At 58.6% G+C, this 23903-nt stretch carries 23 protein-coding genes; 20 read left to right on the top strand and 3 right to left on the bottom strand.

Annotation, left to right across the window (positions count from 1 at the left end):
- Positions 1-267, top strand: a 267-nt coding sequence (locus tag ABID58_RS23060; RefSeq protein WP_354034864.1) for a hypothetical protein, incomplete at its 5' end; no start/stop codon positions are given.
- 48 nt (positions 268-315) lie between these two features.
- Positions 316-1995 (top strand): FAD-dependent monooxygenase, encoded by a 1680-nt coding sequence (locus tag ABID58_RS23065; RefSeq protein WP_354034865.1) that lies wholly within the window; start codon positions 316-318, stop codon positions 1993-1995.
- A gap of 474 nt (positions 1996-2469) precedes the next feature.
- Here ABID58_RS23065 and hmgA read toward each other — a convergent pair whose 3' ends face one another.
- On the bottom strand, positions 2470-3783 hold the full coding sequence (gene hmgA, locus ABID58_RS23070) for a homogentisate 1,2-dioxygenase (RefSeq protein WP_354034867.1): 1314 nt from the start codon (positions 3781-3783) through the stop codon (positions 2470-2472).
- A 96-nt stretch (positions 3784-3879) separates the two neighbouring features.
- Here hmgA and ABID58_RS23075 point away from each other — a divergent pair, with 96 nt between their 5' ends.
- A complete protein-coding gene (locus ABID58_RS23075) occupies positions 3880-4179 on the top strand; it encodes a hypothetical protein (RefSeq protein ID WP_354034869.1) in 300 nt (99 codons plus the stop codon).
- Between the two features lie 86 nt (positions 4180-4265).
- On the top strand, positions 4266-4706 hold the full coding sequence (locus tag ABID58_RS23080) for a fumarylacetoacetate hydrolase family protein (protein WP_354034871.1): 441 nt from the start codon (positions 4266-4268) through the stop codon (positions 4704-4706).
- A 148-nt stretch (positions 4707-4854) separates the two neighbouring features.
- Here the strand turns inward: ABID58_RS23080 and ABID58_RS23085 are convergent, their stop codons facing one another.
- The gene (locus ABID58_RS23085; RefSeq protein WP_354034873.1) at positions 4855-5637 is read right to left on the bottom strand and encodes a helix-turn-helix transcriptional regulator; all 783 of its coding nucleotides are present in this window, start codon (positions 5635-5637) and stop codon (positions 4855-4857) included.
- A 201-nt stretch (positions 5638-5838) separates the two neighbouring features.
- Between ABID58_RS23085 and ABID58_RS23090 the strand changes: the two genes are divergently transcribed.
- Complete coding sequence (locus ABID58_RS23090; RefSeq protein ID WP_354034875.1) at positions 5839-6591, top strand: SDR family NAD(P)-dependent oxidoreductase; 753 nt, start codon at positions 5839-5841, stop codon at positions 6589-6591.
- Positions 6592-6708: 117 nt separating this feature from the next.
- Here ABID58_RS23090 and ABID58_RS23095 read toward each other — a convergent pair whose 3' ends face one another.
- Complete coding sequence (locus tag ABID58_RS23095) at positions 6709-6981, bottom strand: hypothetical protein (RefSeq protein WP_354034877.1); 273 nt, start codon at positions 6979-6981, stop codon at positions 6709-6711.
- Positions 6982-7318: 337 nt separating this feature from the next.
- On the opposite strand from ABID58_RS23095, the gene ABID58_RS23100 reads away from it, so the two are divergent.
- From ABID58_RS23100 to ABID58_RS23170, 15 genes are all read left to right on the top strand, one after another.
- The gene (locus ABID58_RS23100; protein ID WP_354034879.1) at positions 7319-8803 is read left to right on the top strand and encodes a carboxylesterase/lipase family protein; all 1485 of its coding nucleotides are present in this window, start codon (positions 7319-7321) and stop codon (positions 8801-8803) included.
- Positions 8804-9328: 525 nt separating this feature from the next.
- Positions 9329-10450: a hypothetical protein gene (locus ABID58_RS23105; RefSeq protein ID WP_502916424.1), complete on the top strand. Its 1122-nt coding sequence runs from the start codon at positions 9329-9331 to the stop codon at positions 10448-10450.
- A 148-nt stretch (positions 10451-10598) separates the two neighbouring features.
- Positions 10599-12302: an amidohydrolase gene (locus tag ABID58_RS23110; protein WP_354034881.1), complete on the top strand. Its 1704-nt coding sequence runs from the start codon at positions 10599-10601 to the stop codon at positions 12300-12302.
- 418 nt (positions 12303-12720) lie between these two features.
- Entirely contained in the window at positions 12721-14271 is a 1551-nt protein-coding gene (locus tag ABID58_RS23115) for a 4-hydroxyphenylacetate 3-hydroxylase N-terminal domain-containing protein (protein WP_354034883.1), read from the top strand.
- Positions 14271-14801: a flavin reductase gene (locus ABID58_RS23120; RefSeq protein WP_354034885.1), complete on the top strand. Its 531-nt coding sequence runs from the start codon at positions 14271-14273 to the stop codon at positions 14799-14801. The genes ABID58_RS23115 and ABID58_RS23120 overlap by 1 nt, the downstream gene beginning before the upstream one ends.
- 20 nt (positions 14802-14821) lie before the next feature.
- The gene (gene nbaC, locus ABID58_RS23125; protein ID WP_354034887.1) at positions 14822-15367 is read left to right on the top strand and encodes a 3-hydroxyanthranilate 3,4-dioxygenase; all 546 of its coding nucleotides are present in this window, start codon (positions 14822-14824) and stop codon (positions 15365-15367) included.
- 27 nt (positions 15368-15394) lie between these two features.
- Positions 15395-16432, top strand: a complete 1038-nt coding sequence (locus ABID58_RS23130) for a helix-turn-helix domain-containing protein (protein ID WP_354034889.1) — start codon at positions 15395-15397, stop codon at positions 16430-16432.
- On the top strand, positions 16432-16818 hold the full coding sequence (locus tag ABID58_RS23135; protein WP_279662966.1) for a RidA family protein: 387 nt from the start codon (positions 16432-16434) through the stop codon (positions 16816-16818). The genes ABID58_RS23130 and ABID58_RS23135 overlap by 1 nt, the downstream gene beginning before the upstream one ends.
- A gap of 89 nt (positions 16819-16907) precedes the next feature.
- The gene (locus ABID58_RS23140; protein ID WP_354034891.1) at positions 16908-17690 is read left to right on the top strand and encodes a fumarylacetoacetate hydrolase family protein; all 783 of its coding nucleotides are present in this window, start codon (positions 16908-16910) and stop codon (positions 17688-17690) included.
- 264 nt (positions 17691-17954) lie between these two features.
- A complete protein-coding gene (locus tag ABID58_RS23145) occupies positions 17955-18434 on the top strand; it encodes a RidA family protein (RefSeq protein ID WP_354034893.1) in 480 nt (159 codons plus the stop codon).
- Between the two features lie 99 nt (positions 18435-18533).
- Positions 18534-19496 (top strand): helix-turn-helix domain-containing protein, encoded by a 963-nt coding sequence (locus tag ABID58_RS23150; RefSeq protein ID WP_354034895.1) that lies wholly within the window; start codon positions 18534-18536, stop codon positions 19494-19496.
- A gap of 208 nt (positions 19497-19704) precedes the next feature.
- On the top strand, positions 19705-20430 hold the full coding sequence (locus ABID58_RS23155) for an alpha/beta fold hydrolase (RefSeq protein ID WP_354035106.1): 726 nt from the start codon (positions 19705-19707) through the stop codon (positions 20428-20430).
- Between the two features lie 431 nt (positions 20431-20861).
- Positions 20862-22061 (top strand): cytochrome P450, encoded by a 1200-nt coding sequence (locus ABID58_RS23160; RefSeq protein ID WP_354034897.1) that lies wholly within the window; start codon positions 20862-20864, stop codon positions 22059-22061.
- A gap of 3 nt (positions 22062-22064) precedes the next feature.
- Positions 22065-22388, top strand: coding sequence for a 2Fe-2S iron-sulfur cluster-binding protein (locus ABID58_RS23165; RefSeq protein WP_354034899.1), 324 nt, complete (start codon positions 22065-22067; stop codon positions 22386-22388).
- Positions 22389-22440: 52 nt separating this feature from the next.
- Positions 22441-23649: an ABC transporter substrate-binding protein gene (locus ABID58_RS23170; protein ID WP_354034901.1), complete on the top strand. Its 1209-nt coding sequence runs from the start codon at positions 22441-22443 to the stop codon at positions 23647-23649.
- Positions 23650-23903: the final 254 nt, after the last annotated feature.

Below are 23903 nucleotides of genomic sequence, written 5' to 3' on the forward strand. Positions count from 1 at the left end.
TTCGCCGACCGCAAACGAGGAATCCGCCAACAACCCGTCCGTTCCACCAATTCAACCCGCTCCACCACGCAGGTTTCATGGAATCGGTCGTCTAGGTTTGATTCGTCGGCTGCATCTAGTTGGTTACGCTGGAAAAGCAGTGGCGGCGGCATGATGATGATGATGCAGAATTCTCGGAACGGACCGTATTTTGCTGATCTCAAACTTCTGTTCGTCACCTGTGCATGGGACAGACGCGAATCAAGTCCACTAGTAGTTTGGCTCTGAGGCGGTCGCCGGTCGAAACTTACTGCCAAATTAGAAAGGCGGGCGTTAATGGATAATCATCTGTCGCTTGATCAGATCCGCGAACTCATCAAGCCGATTTCGGGACCCGACGGGCGAGGAACCAAAGATGCCGATGTCTTGGTCGTTGGTGCGGGTCCGATCGGCCTGACGGTCGCTAACATTCTCGGCTCGCTCGGGATTTCCACAATCTTGCTGGAGCGGAATGAACTGACGTCGGACTTGCCCAAAGCACTCGTGATCGACGACGAGTATCTCCGTCTTCTTGATAGCCTGGATTTGCTCGACGACATGGAAGAGCACCTCTCGCCGCCTTTTGGAATTTTCTTTTATTCTATGCGGGGCAAGCCGGTGGTGAAGGTCAACCCCTTCTTGACGTCGAATGGATTTGGCAACCGCGCGGGATTGATGCAGCCAGTCTTCGAGAAGAAGCTGCTGCATGGCGCACGGCGCTATCCCTGCCTCGATCTGCAGTACCGGTCTACTGTCGCAGGCCTAGATCAGGATGAGAATGGCGTCAGGTTGAAGGTCGTTCGTGCCGGGCGAGAGCATCTAGTGACTGGACGATTTGTACTCGCCTGTGATGGCGCGCGAAGTTTCATCCGCTCGGCTGTCAATATTTCTTTCGCCGGAAATCGCATTGATCAACCCCATTTAGTGGTCGACCTCGCCGAGTTCCCCGACCGGTCCCCCTTCTCGCGTTTTTTTTGCAATCCTGAGCGGCCGTTCAACAGCGTGCCTGCGCCATATGGCGGGCGAAGACTGGAGTTCATGCTCAACCCAGGCGAAGATCATCACAAGATTGCCACGGCGGACAGCATCCGTGATCTCGTGGACAGACATACTCCGTACAAAGGAACACCCCTCAAAATCATCCGGTCGGTGGTCTATGGATTTTCGGAGCGCATCGCCGAGCGAATGGGATCGAAACGGGTCTTCTTGCTCGGCGACGCAGCGCACGTCATGCCGCCGTTCGGCGCGCAGGCCATGAACACGGGCGCTCGCGATGCCAACAACATTTGCTGGAAGATTGCGGCGGTACTGCAAGGGAGGCTCAACCCCACGATCCTTGAGACCTACGAGACAGAAAGGAGGCCGCAGGTTGAGGCGATTATTCGATATTCGGTGATGATCGGAAGGATGGCAAACATTCGCAACCGCATTATTGCTGCGGCGAGGGACGCCTTCTTCCAGACATTGAACCTTATCCCCGCGATCCAGCGTTTCTTTGCCGAGATGCGCTATATGCCTCGACCATGGATTAAGGCCGGCTTCATGGTGCGGTCCAGGCGGCAGGAACTCGTTGTTGGACGGACATGTCCGCGTGTTTCGCTTTTCCTGGATGGTGGTAGCACGAAGTCAATTGATGCGATTTCGGACGGTTGGTTCCTGGTGGTAGGGATCGCTGTACCCACCAACGATTTGCTCTTGCTTGCCGATTCGCGAGTGTTGAGCCCGCGGTTTTTGTCTATTTGCTTCAATCAAATGCAGCGTGTGAAAGTTAGTGGTGTGCACCACGCTAGACCGGCCTCGCCGGAGGCGGAAGCGTTTTTGAGACCGCTCACCGGTCGGGTGCTGCTTGTGCGGCCTGATCGATATGTCGCGGCTGTGTCGACGCTAGATGGGATTGGTGCGGTCTTGGCAGAGCTTGAGAAATCGTTTGGCCCGCTGCGGGAAGACGTCAGTTCGTCACCTATTCGCTCGAGCTAACGGAGACGCAAGTCGCTTGCGGACTTCGCAAGCGGCGGAGCGGCGAGCGCGGCGCCTCTGGATCGCAAAGCTTTGGCCGCGCCATAGCGACAGTCGGGTTTGCCGCCACTGCCGCTACGCGGATCACCGCCTGCTTCTCGCGGTTGATTACCAGCCGCACTGCGTCGGTGCGCGAATAGCGGCCGGCTGGATCCGCAGTGGATTTTGCGACCGCAAGCGCTCCGGGATGGAGATCGGCGTTGAGGATGCCTCTTGGTGGTCAGGAATACGCTCACAGAGTTTGCGGGCGTCCGGTCCATTAATCATTGAGAATCCCGCGCCTGGTTTGGACGTGCGCGGATTGAGCTAAAAGGCTTTCTGCGGCGTATCCACGACCATGCCGTACATGTCCTGGCTCACGACGGCGCAGGCGGCGAGGACATAGCGTGACCCTTCGACCGCGTAGCGAGGCTTGAGCGAGGGACCCCGCCGGCATCACCTGACCGGAGCCGATGTAGGATCGAATTTCTTTGCAAGGTCGGTCCAGCACTCGGCGTAGTCGTCGTCTCTTTCCGCCAAGTCGGCCGCATATTGCGTCAGCTTTTGCGGAAAGCGCGACTCGAACATGAAGGCGAGTGTATTGGCGATCTTGTGCGGTTTCAGTTCGACGGTGCTCGCCCTCTCGAAGGCGACGGCGTCCGGTCCATGCGGAAGCATCATGTTGTGGAGGCTCATGCCGCCGGGCACGAAGCCCTCGGGCTTCGCGTCGTATACGCCGTAAACAAGGCCCATGAATTCGGACATAATGTTGCGGTGATACCAAGGCGGCCGAAACGTGTTCTCGGCGACCGCCCAGCGCTCCGGGAAGATGACGAAGTCGATATTGGCGGTGCCCGCACTTTCCGACGGCGAGGTCAGGACGGTGTAGATTGATGGGTCCGGGTGGTCGAAGGCGATTGCGCCGACCGGCGAGAAGTGCCGTAGGTCGTACTTGTAGGGTGCGTAGTTGCCGTGCCAGGCGACGACGTCAAGCGGCGAATGCCCGATCTTGGTCGCGAACAGTTCGCCGCACCATTTGAAGGTCACGACGCTCGATGAATCAACGTCATCATAGGCTGCGACCGGCGTAAGGAAATCGCGGGAATTGGCCAGGCAGTTCGCGCCGATCGGCCCCCTTTCCGGAAGGGTGAACGACCCTGCGTAGTTTTCACATACATAGGCGCGAGCGGGCCCGTCCATAAGCTCCACGCGGAAGATGATTCCGCGCCGGATCACGCAGATCTCGCCGGGTGCGATTTCAATGATGCCGAACTCCGTACAGAAGCGCAACGCGCCATGCTGCGCCACGACGAGCAGTTCTCCGTCGCAGTCGCAGAAATACTCGTCCTTCATCGAGTGGGTGATGAAGGACAGATGGGCGGCCATGCCGCCTTGTGCTTCGGCATCGCCGGCAGTCGTCACCGTTCGCAGTCCGCTGACGAAGGTCAGTTCGTCGGCGGGGATGGCGACCGGCTGCCAGCGGTATTGCCCGATCGGCAGCTTCGATTGTCCCGTGTTGGGAGCGGTGCGGAGGAAGCCCGGCTCGACCGGCGTGAAGCGGCTGGTGTGCTTGACGCTGGGGCGGATACGGTAAAGCCACGATCGTTCGTTGGTGCCGCGCGGTGCCGTGAACGCCGAGCCACTCAACTGTTCGGCATATAGCCCGTAGGTGGCCCGCTGCGGCGAATTCCGCCCGACCGGCAGCGCGCCGGGGAGCGCCTCTGTTTCGAAGCTGTTGCCGAATCCAGACATGTATTGCGGTGTGTTCATGTTCGAGGAACCTTGCTCGTTGCCTGGCGCGTGGCGCTGCCAATGGCACGAGCATAAGCCGCCCTGTCCGCGATCCCCGTCCCATCGGCGTGTGACATGGCCGCTCTTCCGGACGGCGGTGCCGTTCTGTCAATTCATCGCAACCCACGACGGCTCACGCCGCAGTTTGATGGAGTCCGCCAATTCCGGCAACGCCTTCCAATACAGAACCTGCCGTTCGGCGTGTTCCGGCGCACCGACCCGGCCGAAGCTCCGCGAGGTGGCATCGCGATCGGCGATATGATCCTCGATGTAAGCATATGCGCCGCCAATTTCACTGGCCTCGCGGCTTGGGGCGGTCGCCTTAGGCGGATCGAGCCTGAATGGTTCATGGTGTTGGGACCGGACAAGGTCTGAAGTTCGGCTGCAGATTTTCCGGCTACAGTATACGCAGAACGTCGCCGCCCGCGTGGGACTGTCGCCGCACTTGGTCGCGATGGCTGATGCGGAACTTCTACTACCTGTGCGGATTGCGGTCTCCATCGATGAGGCGTGGCAGCACATCTTCGGCTTCTGCGTTCTCAACGACCGAATGTCTCGCCGAAGTGCTGCTTCCGTTCCGCGTGACTGCATTCCCGCGTGACGAACAAGACCCGCGTGCTTTGCCGCATCTGTACGCCCAGGCCGATAAGCAGTCCGGCGCGATCGACATCGACGTGCGTTGCGCTCTACGTGCGGCAGGCATGACCGTGGCTCTGACGGTCAGCCCCGCCTGCACTCGCGGCCTGTATTGGAGGCCTGCCCAGTTCGTCACGCACCAAACGAGCAACAGATGCAATCTAGAGACCGGCGATCTGCTTGGATCCGGCACCGTCTCCGGAACGACGCTGGGTAGTCTCGGCAGCCCGCTCGAGATCACCGCGTGCGGCCACCAAGCCGTTTGATCTCGGCGGCGAGCCCCGATCGTTCCTGGCGGACGGCGACGAAGTTCGATGACGGGATAGTGCAATCGCGACGGCTTCGCCACGATCGGCTTTGGTGAATGCACGGGGAGGGTGACACCTGCGGTCTGAGGCTTCCCTGCGCGCAGGTTTAATCCATGACAAGGCGGAGCAATTCGTTCTGCGACGAGATGCCGAGGCGGGCATAGGCGCGCTTGCGATAGGTCAGCACCGTGTTGATGCCGATGTCGAGCCGCAGCGCAATGCCTTCCGAGGTCAACCCCTCCATGATGCCGGCACAGACGTCGGCTTCCCGCGTGGACAACACGGGCGCAACCCGCAGCAATCGCGCGCGAACGTCTTGGGCCGGGCCGCGCTGGGCCGCTCGGGCATCGCGGGCATGGCGCCCGATCAACGCCAAGAGCATGTCGGCGCCACGCGCGATCAAGGCCTCGTCGGAATCCGAAAACGCGTTCCCACCGGAACGGTACAGATTGATGCGGATGGTCCGGTTCGCCGACGCGCCGGCGATGCAGATGCGGTCGCCCAGTCCGACCGACGTGTAGCAGGCGCTGCGATAGTCGGAATGCTTAATCTCGGAGGCGCGCGTGCGGATGCACCAGGTCGCGCTCCCCGATGTTGGCGTACCGGCCATCACCTGATTGGCCAGGTCGTGACGCCAGTAGGTGCTGCGGTAATGGTTCGCAACGTCTCTGGCCACCGGTCGTTGCCCGGCGTTCTCTGCGATCAGCACAAGTGGATCAGCATCGCGGTCGAATGCGAACGCCGTAAGGTGGCCGCAGCCGGTCATCGCGTGAGCCATCTTGAACAACGTGCCGGGAAACGTTTCCGCGCCTGCGAGATCGATCAGTCCAATCAGCGCCGGCGTCATGTCGTAGACGCCAGTCGGATGGTCCACCTTGTAAGCCTTCATCCCGGAACCTCGGCCAGCGGCTCTCTGTCCGCTCGCCTGCCACTTAAAGGCAAATTCGGGTGCAGGCAATCGGCGCTTCGGCTTGGATAGTGTCCCCTATTCATGTGACTGGGCGACCGGTGGCAGCGTGTTAGCCTCCCCCCGGATCAGCGCGTGACAAGCGCCTTGCGGCGTTGTCACAAATTCAGGGTGGAACCATCGATGAACGACGCCAAACCGCTGCGCGACCGGGTCGCCGTGATCACGGGCGGCAGCAACGGTATCGGCGCCGCCGCCGTGCGTGAAATCGCCATGCTCGGCGCCAACGTCGTGATCGGCTACCACAGCAGCGAAGAGCGGGCGCGAAAGCTACTGGAAACACTCCCGCCGGCCGACCACGCGGTAGCGCGCCTGGAACTGAAGGACGAGACCTCGTTCGCAGCCTTGGCGGATGAACTCGGAATCCGCTATGGAAAACTCGACATCCTGGTCAATTCCGCAGGCTTCACCCGTGCGATACCGCATGGCGATCTCGACACGCTGACGGACCAGCTGTTCGAGGACATCCTGATCGCGAACGTGTGCGGTCCGTACTCCGCTGTCCGGGCGCTCCGCTCCTTGCTACGCGCATCGGGTGACGCCGTCGTCATCAACGTCTCGTCCATCTCGGGCTTCACCGCGTCCGGCAGTAACGTCGCCTACTGCGCATCGAAGGCCGCCCTGGACAACATGACCGCCTCTTTGGCACGCGTGCTCGGCCCGGAAATAAGGCTACTGGCGGTTTCGCCCGGCGCCGTTGCAACCGACTTCGTTCCGGGTCGCGATCGCAGCGCTCTCGAGGCGGGCGCCAAGGCGACGCCGCTCAAGCGCGTCATCGAACCGGATGACGTGGCCGCCGCCATCGTTGCCTGCATCACCCATCTCAAGGCCAGCACCGGCACGCGCATCGTCGTCGATGGAGGGCGTCACTTGTGATCGCCGCCCGATTGCAATCTCGTTCGCGTTGGCCTGTGCGTCGGCCCAGGACGCCCAGCAGACCAAGATCGTCGCTGGCTTCGCGGCGGGCGCCGTCGCGGACGTTCTGGCGCCCATCTATGCGGATTCAAAGAGGTGTCTCAACAGCGTCACCATGTCGAGAACCGGCCGGGCGGTGTCCGGCATGGTCGCGGTCGCCGCGGTGTCCCTCTCGCGATTGCTGACAGCGCGTACTTGCTTGCCGCGCGCCAACAGGTGTTTTGCCGTTGCTCCGCCCACTTTTCCCGTAATTTCCAGTACCCATACATGCGTTTTTTCCTGATCCTGGGGGACAATACGATGCCCCGGTTGGTTCAGTGGATGAGTGGCATAATGGCGCGGATACCACAAAGATATCCAACACGTAGCCGAGCACTCGTGGGGAAAGACCAAGTCTCCGACCAATTCATTTAGGGCAAAGTAAATTGGAATATAGATGAGGTTAGCCGATCGATACGTCTCAATTACGGAACGGGGCATTCCAGTCGCGGAACTGGACGAGCAATATCGAAACGCTGTTGAGTAGGCCGCAAGCGACCTTCGGCGCCGGAAGCAAAGTTGGCAATGCCGGGCGACGCAGACGTGGCACCCGAGACACGCAGGAGGTGCAGAGAGTCGAATGCCGTTCTGATGGTTGTATGAGTCTGATCCGGGGCTAGCTTCGGCGTTGAATTGTTGGAGACGAGAAATGGTTGGAGTTGAGCGCAGCGTGGATCATATCGAGTTGGAAACACCTTTCGGCTGCCTGCGGGGCATCACGGTGGACGGTGTTACCGCGTTTCATCGAGTGCCATACGCAGAGGCTCCGATCGGGCCGCGGCGTTTCGAGTTGGCGGGATCGGCTCTCCGATGGCGAGATACTCGCGACGCGACCGTACCTGGCCCCGTTCCCCCACAGTTACCCTCGCGCCTGGACAGCGTTATGGGTACCTACGAGGTGGAGCAAAGTGAAGACTGTCTCCATCTCGATATATGGACGACGCACCGGGCCGGCGACAATGCGCCGGTCTTGGTCTTCCTCCACGGAGGCGCCTTCATGACCGGCGGCGGGTCGCTCCCTTGCTATAATGGAAGCGTTCTCGCAGGGGAGAATGGTCTTGTAGTCGTGAACATTACCTCTCGCCTTGGTCTTCTCGGCTTTTGGCCTGGACCTGATTTCGGCGAATTGAATCTGGGCCTCCACGATCAAGTTGCAGCTCTGCGTTGGATCAGGGAGGCGATCAGTTGCTTTGGAGGCGATCCCGCGCGCATCACAGTTATTGGGCAGTCGGCTGGCGCCTTCAGCATCGCTGCGTTTCTCGGGACTGATCTTGGGCGCGACCTCTTCAGCCGAGCGATCATCATGAGCGCGCCTGTCGGCGTAGAGCTGCGCACAGTCGAAACGGTGAGGCCGCTGGCCAAGACACTTCTAGACGTTCTTGGATTGGCCGACCAAGATGCCAACAGACTGCGGACGATGCCCGTTGACCAAATTCTTGGATTACTACGTGGGTTGCAAAACAGACCTCCGGCGATACCGGGGGACATCAGCCCGCCGTTCATGCCCGTTCTGGATGGCAGCCTTATCCCGAGAGATCCTGTCGCATCCATTCAAAACGGTAGCGCACAGTGGTGCGACATCATGATTGGTGTAACACGCGAAGAATACGCTGCGTTTTCGCTATCCAATCCGACCTTGAACGACCTGTCTGAAAACGAAGTGAATGACATATTCAAGTTACAAATAGGAAGCGGCGCAGCGGATGCGATCATGAAGATCCGATCAGCGCGCGTTCCCGCGATTCCTCGGACGATAGTGGGAGATCTCTACACAGACACGATCTTCACGGACGCGAGCCTGGCTGTCGCAACTGCCCAAGCGAAGGCTGGCCGGAATGTGTTTTCCTATCGTTTCGATTGGCAGTCGCCAGTCCCAGGACTAGGCGCCTGCCACTGTATCGATCTTCCGTTTCTTTTCGGAAATATCGACGTGTGGCGGAACGTTCCGATGCTCAAGGGAGCAGATTGGCGAGAGGTGGAAGAGCTGAGCCGACGATTTAGAGGTGCGATTGCGGCATTTGCGAAGAGCGGCGAACCAAACGGGACCGATTTGCCGTATTGGCCCGCGTACACACACAACCGTGCGGTGCTCCACTTTGATAGGCGCATTCAGGCCTTTGGCTGGGTCGCCTGATACTCTTTAGCCGGTTGAGTCGCGCGACCGAGGAAAGTCTGTCGCGCGCGCCGCTTGCCCAAGTCGCTTAAAGCGGGTTGTTGAAGGATGTTGCATTGCTTGAGCTTACAAGTTGTACGTCTGGAGCGTTCCTGGGACAGAGCTTTGATCGTGTTCAGCTCGGCCCTGATCTTGCACGTTGGTAGATCAACGAGTTCATTTCAGTCGCCGCGAAGTTGGGTGATCCACGTCGCAAATGTGGGCGCCGAGCCGATGCTTGAACTCGCCAATCCGGCCACTCAATCTTGATTTCTCTCGTCGTTCGGCTTGCGGCTGAAAGGCTGTCCCGCTCGTCTGCGCCGTTACCCGAACGTCGTCCATGAAACGCGCGAAATAGAATGATCGTCCCATTCTTGGAACGCGATCGTGCCAACTGCGGTGCTTTTGCTTACCCGCTCGACGCTTATGCTGCCAACCGTTGGATTTTGGAGAATGGCCTGGGTACAGCGCTGTTCGGCTGGCTAGGCAGAACATTGGCGGGGGAAAATGAAGCGTCAAATTCAGATAATGCTAACAGTACTGCCCTTGGTTTCCTTTGGTAGCGCGGCAGGTCTGGCGGGAGATCTGCCGGTCAAGGCCCAGCCAGCGCCGCCCGATCTGCCATTCTTCCTGGTGATCGATGACCGTGTCACCTTTTCGTATATACCAAAAGCAGCAGACCCAGGTGTGTACTCGGTAAATCCGAACGGGTCGCTCAACAGCAACACCGCGGTGCAGGTCTATTCGTTCACGCATTTCGACGCCTGGCGATACGGCACGAATTTCCTGAACCTATCAATGTACAAGGCGGATCAAAACGATCCAGCCAGCCCTTGCACCAACGCCGGCAGTATCTTCAATCCTGGCACGCGTGTTACCACTCCTGCAAATTGCGCAGGTGCTATTTCTGGCGTGGGCCAGCTTCGGTCGACATTTGGCTGGAACGAAATCTTCGGGGCCAAGACTTTCACTGTCGGGCCGCTGCGCAACATCTCGTTCGAGATCGGCCTTGATGCGGCGGCCGCGAACTATTATCGGGCGTCCGCAGGGCAGGCCGTCTCGGCGGGCTTGCAGTTCCAGTTCGATCTTCCCTACAAGGGCTACATAAATATTGCCCCTCTGGCGACCTGGGTCTACAGCTCCCACATGGGCTTCCTGCAGTGTGGCGGAGGGTTCGCTCCCAATACACCAGGCGTCGGCTGCCTTACCGACGGCAACAGACAATATCAGCCGACTTGGGCAATCGAAACCAACTACTACATGAATCTCGATTTCTTGCCCGAGAGCGTCCGCTACTTTTCTATCAGCGGCCGAGCGGCTTGGACTGGGACGATGGGGTCTGAGAATAGTCCACTTCCTTACAACCCTTTGCCACTAGCTAGCCCTGCCAACTCGATGACAGCGGTTCAGCTAAATTCCGAGCCGATCCGTCTGACCTTCGATGCATCGAAAGCGATGTGGGGGCCAAAGTATTCGCATTACGTCGACGTGTGGGTCGCCTATCGCTATTGGCAAAACAAATACGGATTGGATCACAACGTCAGTCGGCTTTGCAACCTCTCACCGGGTGTGAGCAACAATACCTGTACCGAATCAAGTCTGTACAGCGGCGTCACGATGAAGTTCTAGCTTCATTTACCTCCCGAAGGTCAACTCTGGCCGCATGCCCCGCGGCACAGTTTTCGGATGCTTCCATGGCGGACAGTGCGCAAGCTTCTTCGAGGCTGCGTTGCTGGCCGCCTCTTCGTGGGCCATGAACTGAGAAGGAGAGGTTGCGATGAAGTTTGTGAAGCGGCTGGCGTACACGTGGATCATTGTGGGTCTGCTTGGAAGCTCAACATGGTCCGCTGCAGAGGCCCAGCCGGCGATAGCCGATACCATTTATGTTAATGGCAAAGTCTACACCGCTGATGTGAAGAACACCGTGGTGGAGGCGTTCGCGTTATCAGGCGATCGCTTTCTCGCCGTTGGCAGCAACGAGGAGATCAGGAAGCTCGCGTCCACCGGCACCCGTGTGTTCGACTTGAAGGGACATTTCGTTAGCCCTGGCCTTGCCGACGCGCATTTCCACAATGAAGGCGGCGGTACCGGTATTGATCTGTCTCATACCCGTAGTCTCGCCGAACTCATGTTGGCGGTAGCCAACGCCGCCGCGGGGGCCGCGCCGGGCGCGCTGCTCGTTTCGAACGGAGATTGGCACGAAGCGCAGTTGAGAGAACAGCGCCTGCCAACGGCGCGACAGTTGGACGAGGCGGCGCCGAACAATCCTGTGGTGCTAGTGCGAGGCGGTCATTCCTACATCCTCAATGGGCGAGCGCTGGCGCAGTTCAATATCACTAGCCAGACGCCGGTGCCGGCCGGGGGACAGATCAGTCGTGACGCAAATGGTGAACTGACCGGAGAGTTGTTTGACGCGGCCAAGGCGCTTGTGCCGCTACCCGCTCCAAAGCCGCTCGCGATGGAGGACATCCTCGCGACGCAGAGAGCGATCAATCCTTTCGGCCTCACGGCGGTTCGAATTCCGGGTGCCTACCGGGGCAACCTGGTGGAGGCGCTGAAGCTGATGCGGCAGGCCGACGCCGAGCACGCGCTCACCGTGCGCTATACCGTCTATATGCCGGGGTTCGGGTTCAGAACCCCGCAGCAGGTCGACGATGCGGTCGCCCAATGGGGTGTGACGCAGGACGAAGGCAGTGATTTCGTCCGCGTAGGCGGCATCAAGCTCGTGGTGGACGGTGGTTTCGAGGGGGCTCACCTCACGCGCGCATATCAAGAGCCATTCGGGAAGAGCGGAACCTATTCGGGTCTTACCCTTTCACCTCCCGAGGCCTACAATTCTGTCGTGCGCGAGATCAATCGCCTGGGTTGGCGCGCCGCGACGCATGCCGTAGGGGATGCGGCCGTGGACGAGGTTCTCACCGCCTACGAGATCGCCCACAATGACAAACCGTTGACCGGGAAGCGATGGGCCATCGAACATGCCTTCATCGCGCGGCCCGATCTCGTCAAACGCATGCAGAACCTGAAACTGATGGTGTCAGCGCAGGATCACCTTTATCTCGCCGCGCCAGTCTTGAAAGGATATTGGGGTTGGGATATCGCCAGCGAAGCGACGCCGCTCAAGAGCTATCTCGACGCCGGATTGCTGGTCGCCGGCGGCACCGACTCGCCGGTCGTTCCGTGCAACCCATTTTGGGAACTCTACCATTTTGCGAGCCGCGATACGATGTCCGACGGTGTTTACGGGGCCGACCAGAAGGTTACCTCGCGAGCACAACTGCTGCGATTGGTCACGATTAACTTTGCCGTGTTGATCGGAGAGGAGAATCGTCGCGGCTCGATCGAGCCAGGCAAACTCGCCGACTTCGCGGTACTGACCGACGACTTCTTGACCCTGCCGCTCGACGCCATTCCCAAGATGAAGGCATTATTGACCGTAGTTGGCGGGAAAGAAGTCTATCGCGATCCCAATATGCCTTGACGATCGGAGCGGTCCTCCGCCCCATCGTCGGTAAGCATTCATCAAGGGCGAACACCCACTTCTGGATCGATCCCAAGGCCAAGCTGGCTGCTCTCTTCATGACGCAGTTAGCGCCCCTGGGCGATCCGCGTCTTATGTCGGCCTTCGTCGAATTCGAGCGAGCTGTTCATGCCCATGGATGATCTCTAGCCACCGCGTGAGCGGGTCGGCTTGCCCGTTAGGGCTTCGAGCACGTGCTGGTTGGGCCGATTGACCGGTGAGGCATCAGGGCAACCTTGCTCCCGCTCCTCGTCAAGAAGTCAGCTACACGGCAATTCCTTTTGCCAAAGTGGCTGTTGTCTTCGGAGCCAATGCGCGGAAGTGTTGGGGACCATTCGAATGCAAAGCATTCAAATTACCCCTTAGCCAGGAGCAGCGTATGAATCGCGGTGGAAACCGGCCTTTCACGGGCGCCGAATATCTTCAGTCTCTACGAGACGGCCGCGAGGTGTGGATCTATGGCGAGCGTGTCAAGGACGTTACAACTCATCCAGCGTTTCGCAACGCGGCGGTCTCAATAGCCAAGCTATATGATGCGCTGCACGACAAGTCCCTCAAGCAGGTCTTGACGACCGAGACCGACACGGGAAGCGGCGGCTTTACACATCGGTTTTTCCGCTACGCGCGGTCGCGCGAAGATCTGATCGCGCAGCGCGATGCAATCGCAGCCTGGGCGCGCCTGACATATGGCTGGATGGGACGAACGCCCGACTACAAGGCAAGCTTCACGAACACCCTGGGGGCGAACGCAGACTTCTACGGCAAGTTCGCCGACAATGCGCGTGGCTGGTACAAGCATGCGCAGGAAACGGTGCCATTTATCAATCACACGCTCGTCAACCCGCCGATCGACCGGAACAAGGCCGCAGACGACGTTAAGGATATCTACGTCCGCATCGAAAAGGAGACGGACGCAGGCATATTCGTCTCGGGTGCGAAAGTCGTCGCAACCTCGTCGGCGCTGACCCACTACAATTTTCTCGGCCAAAATATGGCTGCAGAAATCACGGATGACAGTATGGCGGTGATGTTCATGGTCGACATGAACAGCCCCGGGATCAAGCTGATCTGCCGAAATTCCTATGAACTTGCGGCCGCAGCGACCGGCTCGCCGTTCGATTACCCGTTGACCAGTCGATTCGACGAAAACGACGCGATGTTCATTTTCGACAACGTGTTCGTCCCCTGGGAGAACGTCTTCGTTCACCGCGACATCAACATGTTGCGTACCTTCTATCCGAAGTCGGGCTTCCTCAACGGCTTCACCTTTCAGAGTTGCACGCGCCTCGCCGTGAAGCTCGACTTCATTATCGGCCTGCTGCAGAAGGCCCTGCGTGCCTGCGGCACCGATGAGTTTCGTGGCGTTCAGGTGCAACTCGGCGAGATCGTGGGTTGGCGAAACCTGTTCTGGTCGCTGACTGACGCGATGGCTGCCGCGCCAGATCGCTGGGTCAACGATGGCTTCCTGCCGAATATTCGCGCCTGCACTTCCTTCCGGATCTTCGCCACGGAAGCCTATCCCGCTATCCGATCCATTATTCAGCAGATCGTAGCGTCCGGCCTGATTTACCTCCCTTCCAGTGCCAGGGATTTGAAGGTGCCGGAGATCGAAAAGTACCTCGCGCGCTATGCACGCGGTTCGAACGGCATCGATCACGTCGAGCGCATCAAAATCATGAAGGCGCTCTGGGATGCCGTCGGATCCGAGTTCGGTGCGCGTCACGAACTTTACGAGCGCAACTATGCCGGCAACCATGAAGCGATCCGACTTCAGGCGCTCATCCACGCCAAGGTGTCGGGCACCATGGGAGAAATGGAGGCTTTGGCGACTTCATGCCTCGCCGACTACGATGAGAACGGCTGGCGCGATCCCGCATATCACAATGGCGACGACGTCTCTGTGCTCGATTATCTCGCAAGGAGCCGCTGATGTCTGTCGATCGCATTGCCTTTCGGGACATGATGTCCCGGTTCGGCGTCGCCGTTTCGGTGATCACAACCGATGGCGCCGCCGGCCAGTGTGGCTTTACCTGCACAGCCGTCTGTTCGGTCACGGATGAACCGCCGACGATCCTGGTCTGCCTCAATCGCAAGAGTCAGATGAACGCCGTCTTTCGCCAAAACGGTGTCCTGTGCGTGAACGTCCTGAGCGCGGAACAGGAGGACCTTTCCGCAACGTTTGCCGGACGTCGTGACATCGGCATGGCTGATCGATTCGCCGTTTACCCCTGGGATCGGGTCGCCACCGGCGCCCCTGCGCTGCGACACGCTCTCGGAGCGATCGACTGCGAGATCTCCGAAACGCAGGATTATGGCACACATACCATCTTGTTCGGACGGGTAGTGGCGATAGCCCTCAACCCAGCCCGCGACGCGCTGCTTTACCTCAACCGCGAATATCGCGTCGTGCCCTTTCTGCGGCCGGCTGTGGTCGATCAAAGCGGAGCCCGTACGCGCTAACCAACAACCTGGAGAAACCTATGAAGCACGCGTTGGAGAACCCACCAATCAATCTCGACGATTGGATTGAAAAGAACAAGGCAACGCTCAAGCCCCCGATCGGTAATCGTCAATTTTGGAAGGGCTCTTGGGAGACAACCCTCGTTATGATGGTTGGTGGGCCGAATTACCGACCGGACTACCATGACGATCCAGGCGAAGAACTGTTCATTCAACTGCGCGGTGACGCCACGCTCAAGCTGATCGACCCCGCGTCGGGCGAACGCAGCGAGGTCGTTGTGCGGGAAGGGGAGATGTATCTCCTGCCGTCGCACGTCCGCCATTCGCCGCAACGGCCAGAGGGGTGCATCGGGCTCGTCATCGAGCGTTACCGCCAGCCTGGGGAGGTCGACGCCTTGGAGTGGTATGACGAGAAGGGCTGTCTGGAATTTCGTGGCGAGTTCCTGGTAAAGAATATTGAGGAAGATCTCGCCAAAGTTCAGGCAGCCTGGAAGGCTTGGTCAATAAATCCGGATCGGCTGATCCCCACGACGTGGAGGGTTGGAATGCCGGTGCCCACTCAATAGGCACCGTTAGCCAAGAAGGGGACGAGCATGAAGCGCGAGAAGGACCCTATCGAGGTGCCTCATCATGACCAGCCGGCGCAGGTGCTTAACGTTCCTGCCTATTTCCTTTATGGAGAAAACTGGTCGGGCTCCATCTTCGGCTTCTTCCATATCGAAGAGCTGTTTGTTCGGAACGCTCCGAACAAATGGCACATTGCGCTGCACCGGCATTTGGACTTTGACCAACTTTCCATTCTTCTCAGTGGACACTGCACATTTGAACACGACGGTGTTTCGCGGCGGGTCGAGGCGCCAAACTGCGTTTATACGCCAGCCAACGTTGTGCACCAATTTGACTATTCATCTGCGGCGGTCGGATTTGTCATCAGCGTTTCACCAGACTTCGTCGTTGGTTTGCCTTCTGTCGAGGGAGCGACGAATACAGTTCTCCTGCGCTTGGTGGAAGAACGGGTCGTCGCCTTGGAAGGCGGCCAGCAGGTTACCACGGTCCGAAAGTTGCTCGAGTTGATCTCGGAGAAGGCGACCTCGCGCAACCCCTATCGTCGCGACGCATTGCGATATCTCTTCGGAAGCCTGCTCCTCGAACTCGGTGGGACATTGATGTCCCCGTCTCAGAACAAGATGCCGCAAGCATCCACATTCGAACTCGATCTATTCAAACGCTATCGCGAATTGATCGGCTTAACACTGAATGCAATTGGCTTCGCCGACGACCAGAGAACCAACCCTCTCACTGTCGAACTCTTCGCACAACGCCTCTCGGCCACTCCATATACGCTCAATCTCGCTTGCCAGCACATTTCCGGCATTCCAGCTCGCGACGTCTTGCAGGCTGCCGTCTTGGAGCAGGCAACGCGCCTGTTGTTGTACACGACAAAGCCCGTGAAGGAGATCTCATTCCTTCTTGGTTATTCGCACGCCTCCCACTTCGCTCGCTTCTTCAAACAACGACGCGGGGCGACGCCAGAAGCCTTCCGCCGGGCTTGCACCGACGGCCCGCCCGGCGAGGCCGCAATTGATTCAAGCGAACATGGTTCGATCGCCAACTATGAAAAGGATGCCTGATGACACGGACGATCTTCAACAATCCCAACCTGCCACGGTCGAAATCTCCGCATTCGAACGCCGTGAGAATTGGAAACCTGATCTTTGTCTCGGGCTTTCCGGGTTACGACGATAACGTGCAGATTCCGAAGGGTGATTTCGCAGCGCAAATGCGGCTTGCTCTCAAGCACGTCAAGGCGACGCTCGAATACGCCGGCAGCTCAATCGACAAGATCGGCAAGGTGAACATCTATCTCGATCGCAGAGCCGACTTCGATCAAATGAATGAGATTTATCAGGAGTTCTTCGGAACCGATCCCTCTGGTTGGCCTGCGCGCACGACCGTCGAAGCTAGGCTACCGCGGCCCGATTTTCTTCTCGAAATTGATTGCGTCGCGGAAGTATGAGCGCGATTCAGACGGCCTATGAGGCCGTTGGACCAATCTCGCGCGCGTGTCAGCCGCGCGCATCTTCATAGCTGCAGGAAAGTGCACATATGCTAACAGACCAACAGCGCCACCAGGCCGCAGACGTTCTCATAGAGGCCGAGGGTGTTCGTGAGCAGGCGGGGCAGCTCTCGACTGAGTGGCCGTCGATCGGCTTCGATGACGCGTATGCGATTTCGGCCGAGGTCAACAGGCGTCGCCTCGAAGCGGGCGCAAAGCTGATCGGCTATAAGGTTGGCTTGACCTCGAAAGCGATGCAGAGGTCCTCCCAGATCGACGAGCCCGATTACGGCTATCTCTATCAGCACATGATAATCGCGGACGGCGGAAAGACGCCTCGTGAAAAATATTGTGTCCCAAGAGTTGAAGTCGAACTCGCTTTCGTGTTGGGCAAGTCTCTCAAAGGCCCCGGTGTCGGTATATTCGAAGCGCTGGATGCTTGCGATTATGTCTGCCCCGCGATCGAGATCGTTGATGCTCGCGTAAAGGATCCGCGAAAGATTTACGATACTATATCCGACAATGGGGCGGCGGCAGGCCTTGTGCTTGGCGGACGACCCCTCCGACCCAGCGAAGTCGATCTGCGCTGGACCGGCTGCATCCTTTATCGCAACGCCGAGATCGAAGAAACGGGCCTAGCGGCCGGTGTGCTTGGCCACCCGGCCCTCGGCGTCTCGTGGTTGGCAAACAAGCTTGGGGCCCAGGGCATTACCATGGAGGCGGGTCATATCGTCCTTACTGGCTCATTTACCCGGGTGGTTTTCGCCCAGCAAGGTGACAGTTTTCACGCAGACTTCGGTGTGCTCGGCGGCGTCGCGGTGCAATTTAGCTAAGCGACGGCGATGCTGAATCAGCCAAAATGATCGCGCTGGATCTTCTAGTGGTACTCGGCACAAAGGAAACATGATGGAAAATTCGAGGAACCGCGCGATTCCCTAGATCGAGTAGGCGCGATCTCACCGGCGCGGGTAAGTGGTTAGCGATTTTTCACAAATGGCTGTTGTGCAGGCTTCACTCCACCTCTCTTATTTCGTCGGCCCCGTTGTTGCAATGTAACTCCAGGCCGCCTTTAGGAAGTAAAACGAAAGGAGAAGTGGATGCTCGTCCGTCTCATGGCGTCGCTGATGATGCTCGCCCTATTAAGTTGCGCGGAGGCTTCCGCTCAGGTCCAAGCGGATTATAAGAAGGAGAGCTTCAACTACAGTGAATGGACCAAGGGGAAGTTCTCGGAGGTCGTGACTGTCACAAACGCGAACAAGTTCATTTTTCTTTCTGGGACGGGAGCGGAGCGCGAAGGAGACGGCGAGATTCTGTTTCGCGACGACTTCATGGCGCAATGCACATACGCGTACTCAAAGATCAAGAAGGCCCTGCAGGCCCAAGGCGCCACAATGAATGACGTCGTGCGGATCGTTACTTACACGACTGACGTAAGGTTCTTTCGGGATGCACTAAAATGCAGAGCGGATGCCTTCGGGAGCGCTCCAATCCCCGCCTCGACCTTCTTAGTCGTCAGTCAGCTCGCGTGGCCGTTCATGACCATAGAGATCGACGTAACGGCCGCCCTTGGAAAATAGCGCCTCGTTCGGCGACTTAGTCGCGATCGACAGGCATTGAGTAGACAGCCGTGCCTCCAACACGCTGATGCGGTTAGGATCAAGGCGTCAGGGAACGTTATGGTCAAAACGACAGGAGAAATCGACACCTGGTCGACCAGTCTAGTCGAGCCTGCGCGGAGCTTCGACTACTGGATTGGCGCCGTCTGCGAATGCTTTCTAGAGATGGATATCACGACGCCCGTTCGCAGAGGATTCGACTGCTCCATCCAGCGCGGGCAACTGGATGGGATTGGTGTCAATCGTGTGCAGGGCTCGGCGCAGCACGTCTATCGCCGACCAGCTAGCGTCGCGCGCGCGACCGCGAATTACTACTATCTACTCTGCAAGACCGACGGCGACTGGAGGGTGCTGCAGAACGGTAATTCGTCGCCCATGAAGACGTTCGATCTCGTGCTGCTGGACTCGCGGCGGTGCTATGAGTTCAATTTTCCGGTGACCGCGGACACGCTGTCGCTGGAACTGCCGATCCCCTGGGTCGAGTCATGGATCACCGATCCCGATCGATGCATCGGACAGCGCATCGACGGGCGAACGGGCTGGGGTGCGGCGCTGAGCGCGTATGCCTGCCAGCTGACGCCTCATCTTGCGATCGACCCGCCTCTGCCCGCGCCCGTTCTCGCCGACCAACTTGGCGCGCTGCTGGCGCTGGCTTATGGAAGCGAGATTCCCGCTACTCTATCCGAGCAGAAGGATGCTGCGAAGCTGATGGACGTGATCGTCCGTGGCATACGGCTGTACTACGCCGAACCTGGATTGACGGCAGGGCACGTCGCCAGACGTCTGCGTATCTCGAAGCGATCGTTGCATCGCTGCCTCAACGGCGCCGGGCTCACGTTCAGCGGACTTCTGAGTGATTGCCGGATGGCAGTGGCGCGCAGGATGCTGAGCGAACCCCGGTTCGATCACATTAGCATCAGTGGGATCGGGCTTCGCGTAGGTCTGTCCGATCCATCCCATTTCATTCGCCAATGCCGAAAGTCTCTTGGCGTGACACCTGCCGTATTCAGACGTCAGCGCTAATGCTGTTGCGAACTGAAGCTTCTTCGAAGCGCTGTATCGCTAAAGATTTGTGACTGTGGATGCATGCTTTCCCGGGAAACCCGTGTCCGCTTTTCCGGACAATGTTGTGGCACAAATCGGCGATCACTGCGGCGGAATCCGGCCATCCGGCTTAACGAGCCGTGCCTAGACTAGAATTCCGATGGTCGAACCGAGGGAGAGAGAAATGATAGAGCCTTATGTTCTGGTTCACGGCGCGTGGCACACTGGGGCCGAGATGGAGGCGGTCGCGGCACATCTGCGGAAGAAGGGATATTTGGTGCATTGCCCGACAGTCGCTGGCAACAACCGCGGCGACGATCGCGCTAAGATAGGGCTCGAGGATGCGATCGGCTCAATTGTCAGCTACATTGAAGGAAACGATCTGCGGAACGTCCGGCTGATCGGCCACAGTTACGGGGGAATGGTGATTTCCGGTGTCGCCGACCGCCTTACCGACCGGATCAGGCGTCTCGTCTATGTCAACGCGTTTGTTCCGCTGGACGGGCAGTGTCTCAACGACATGGCGCCGCCGCATTATGTAAGCCTGTTCGATACGATGGCCGCCGCGAATAACAACGCGGTCATGCTGCCGTTTGAGATCTGGCGCGAGGCCTTTATTAACGACGCCGATCTCGATCTGGCAAAGTCCGCTTACGCCAAGCTCAATCCGCATCCAAACAACACCTTCACCGACAAGATCACGCTGAAGCGCCCGTTGGCCGAGCTATCGGTCAGCAAATCCTATGTCAATTGCCGGCAGGACATCTCGCTGCCTCACAGCCTTCCGTGGCATCCGCGGCTATCCGAGCGCCTGGGTCTGTTTCGCCTAGTCGAGTGCGATGGCAGCCATGAAATGTTCTTCAGCAATCCGGCGCGGTTGGCGCAGGCCATCGAGGAGGCCGCCCGCGACTAAAGGGACCAATGCGAAGCTGAATTGGCGAGGGGCGCGACGGTTGCGTCGGGCCTCCTCTTTCTTCCTTTCTTTGGCGTTTCCTCCCAAACACTGGCCGCCAGCGACCTCGTTGCGCGGCCATTTTTGGTAGTGGCGTGGGCTCGATGTCGTCTAGAACTTGCATACGAGCGTTGAGTCCTTCCCGGCAGGAGCTACCAAGCCGTTCGCCCTTCGTGAACTTCTCCTGAATTTCCGTCGACCCGTCGCGCCGCTGCTATTGGCCACTGGTTCCCGATTTTACGGAAATGGTCATTGTCAGCTCGCGGAGGCGACTTCAGCATGAAGGAGTAAGAACCTAAAGCGAGCGCGGCACCCGGCCTCTCTAGGAATGGCGCGCAACCTGTGAGGGCCACGAGGGGCTATGTTTCGTGGCGAAGGGAAGGGCTGCAGCGATGACGACAACTCGTCCAATTCCAGAACTCGACATCGATCCGTTTTCAATGGAGTTCTTCGACGATCCATATCACACGCACGAGCGTCTACGCGAAACCGGACCGGTCATCCGGCTTTCAAAATGGAACGTCTACGCGGTTGCCCGTCATCGGGACGTTCGAGCCATTCTACATGACCACGCCAGCTTTTGCTCGAGCCGCGGTGCCGGATTGAGCGACTTTGTAAAGGAAGCGCCGTGGCGGCCGCCTAGCCTTATCCTTGAAGCAGATCCTCCGGAACATACCAGAATTCGCGCCGTCTTCGATCGAACATTGTCGCCGGCTCTCGTAAGAGAGCTGCGGGAGCACTTCACAAGGATCGCTGAACTGAAGGCGGAGGAGGTGGTCTCAAAGGGCCATGTCGATGCCATTTCGGATATTGCCGAGGCGTTCCCACTCTCAGTATTTCCTGATGCGGTTGGGCTGAAAAAAGAGGGGCGGGAGCATCTTCTCCCGTATGCCGGGGTCGTATTCAACGCTTTTGGCCCTCCGAATGAGCTTCGCCGGCAGTCGCTGGAGCGGTCGATGCCTCATCAAGCTTATGTTCAAGAGCAGTGTCAGCGGAAGAACCTCATGCCGGGAGGCTTGGGCGCGTCCATTTATTCTCGCGTTGAACTTGGCGAGATCAGCGAGTTGGAAGCCCCGTTGTTGGTGCGGTCACTGTTAAGCGCGGGCCTCGACACAACCGTCAATGCGTTAGGAGCAGCGTTGTATTGCCTAGCGCGCTTTCCAGACCAGTGGAGCCGTTTGAAGGGAGATCCCACGCTGGCGCGCAAGGCGTTTCAGGAGGCAATCCGCTTCGAATCGCCAGTGCAAACCTTCTTCCGAACGACCACGCGTAAGGTCGAGATAGACGGTTTTGAGGTTCCAGCGGGCGAAAAGGTGCTGATGTTCCTGGGCGCCGCTAACCGTGATCCACGCAAATGGGACCGTCCGAATGAGTACGACATTTGTCGGCAAACGAGCGGGCACGTCGGCTTCGGTTCGGGGGTCCACATGTGCAGCGGCCAATTCCTCGCACAGCTCGAGGGAGAAGTCATGCTGTCGGCTTTGGCGAGAAAAGCGAAATCAATCGAAATCTCGGGAGCGGTTCGGCGCCGCTACAATAACACGCTGCGCGGCCTAGACAGCCTTCCCGTCACCCTCAAAGCAATGGATTGACGCATGCCTTCCATCAAGTTCGTCCAGTCGTCCGGGAGCTCGGAAGTCGTCCAGGCACACGAGGGAGAGAGCGCAATGGAAGCGGCTACCCAGAACGCAATACCGGGCATTCTAGCTGAATGCGGCGGAAACGCCATGTGTGCGACGTGTCACGTATACGTTGATGATGAATGGCTCGATCGACTGCCGTCAGTTTTGGAGCAAGAGAAAGCGCTGCTCACCGAAGTCGCGGCCGAACGCCGCCAGACGAGCCGGTTGTCGTGCCAGATCCAGATGACGTCAGGCCTCGACGGGCTACTTCTCCACATTCCGAATAAGCAGATCTAAGGCCGAAGAAAACCAGTCCCCCTATTGCTGAACCGAAGGTAACAAGATGAGAATGCGCGTGCTTACTTTGCTCATCATAACCGCATTCGCTGCGCCGCAGATGGCGAACGCCGAAGTGTCGGACAAGGTCGTCCGCATCGGCGTGCTCACCGATATGTCGGGACTTTATCAGGACACAAATGGTCTGGGATCCGTCGAGGCTGCCAGGATGGCAGCGGAGGACTTCGAGGGGGCTCATAAAGGTGTCAGGGTCGAGGTGATCTTTGCAGACCATCAGAATAAAGCCGATGTGGCGTCAGCGATCGTACGAAGATGGCTTGATCTCGACCGGGTCGATGCAGTGGTTGATGTGCCAAATTCGGCGGTCGGACTGGCGGTGAACTCGCTGCTCCGCGGCACAAGGGCGACTTTTCTCGCTGCGTCGACAGCCACGTCCGAGCTTACCGGCAAGGAGTGCTCTCCCAACACCATCCAATGGGTCAATGACGTCTGGGCGACTGCGCATGCGACCTCGGCGGCAATGATGGAGCGTGGAGGCAAGGACTGGTATTTCATCACCGTGAACTTCGCGCTCGGCCAGGGCCTCGAGTCAGAAGCGACGAACTATATCGAAAAGCACGGTGGCAAAGTGTATGGCTCCAGCAAGCACCCCATCGGCACGTCGGACTTCGCGTCGTTCCTTTTGCAAGCCCAGAGTTCCAAGGCGAAGGTAATCGGTCTGGCAAATGCCGGCGGCGATACGATCAACGCGATCAAGCAGGCGTCTGAATTCGGTATTCAGCAGGGCGGCCAGTCTATGGTCGCCTTCCTCCTCTTCATCAACGATGTTCACGGAATGGGTCTTAAGGTCGCGCAAGGTCTACAATTGATCGAGGCGTTCTACTGGGATGCGGACGATGACACGCGAGCCTTCGCGAAGCGGTTCGCTGCGCGCGCCGGCATGAACGGAAAAATGCCGAGTGGAAACCAAGCCGGCGTCTATTCGTCGACGTTGACTTTTCTCGGCGCGGTTGCCGCCACGCAAAGCGACGATTCGAACGCTGTGGTACCGGAAATGAAGAAGGTGAATGGACGGGATAAGTTGTTCGGCAATATCAGAATTCGCGAGGACGGGCGCGTCATACATCCAATGCACCTGTTCGAGGTGAAGCGTCCGGAAGAATCGAGATATCCGTACGACTATTACAAGCATCTCTCGACCATTCCTTCGGAACGGGCATTTCGTCCTTTGGAAGCTGGTGGGTGTCCCTTGGTGAAATGAGCCCTTCGTTTCCCGACGCCTAAAACGGTGGTCGGCGTGAGCGAGCCGTTCGGCAAGGCCCGGCACATTAAATCATGCCTGCGCCATGAGTGGAGACGTAGGGATGGACGGCGTGTCCCGGAATGCCGCGAACCAATGACACTTGCGATCGGCCTGTTGGAGCGCGGACGGCAAGGGCAACACTAGGGCAGAAGCCTTGCTCGACAATACGACTGCTGGCGCCTGCCTCCGGCTGGGAATATGGTCAAGGCCGC

This window comes from Bradyrhizobium sp. S3.2.6, assembly GCF_040546885.1.
GTDB classification, from domain to species: Bacteria; Pseudomonadota; Alphaproteobacteria; order Rhizobiales; family Xanthobacteraceae; genus Bradyrhizobium; species Bradyrhizobium cytisi.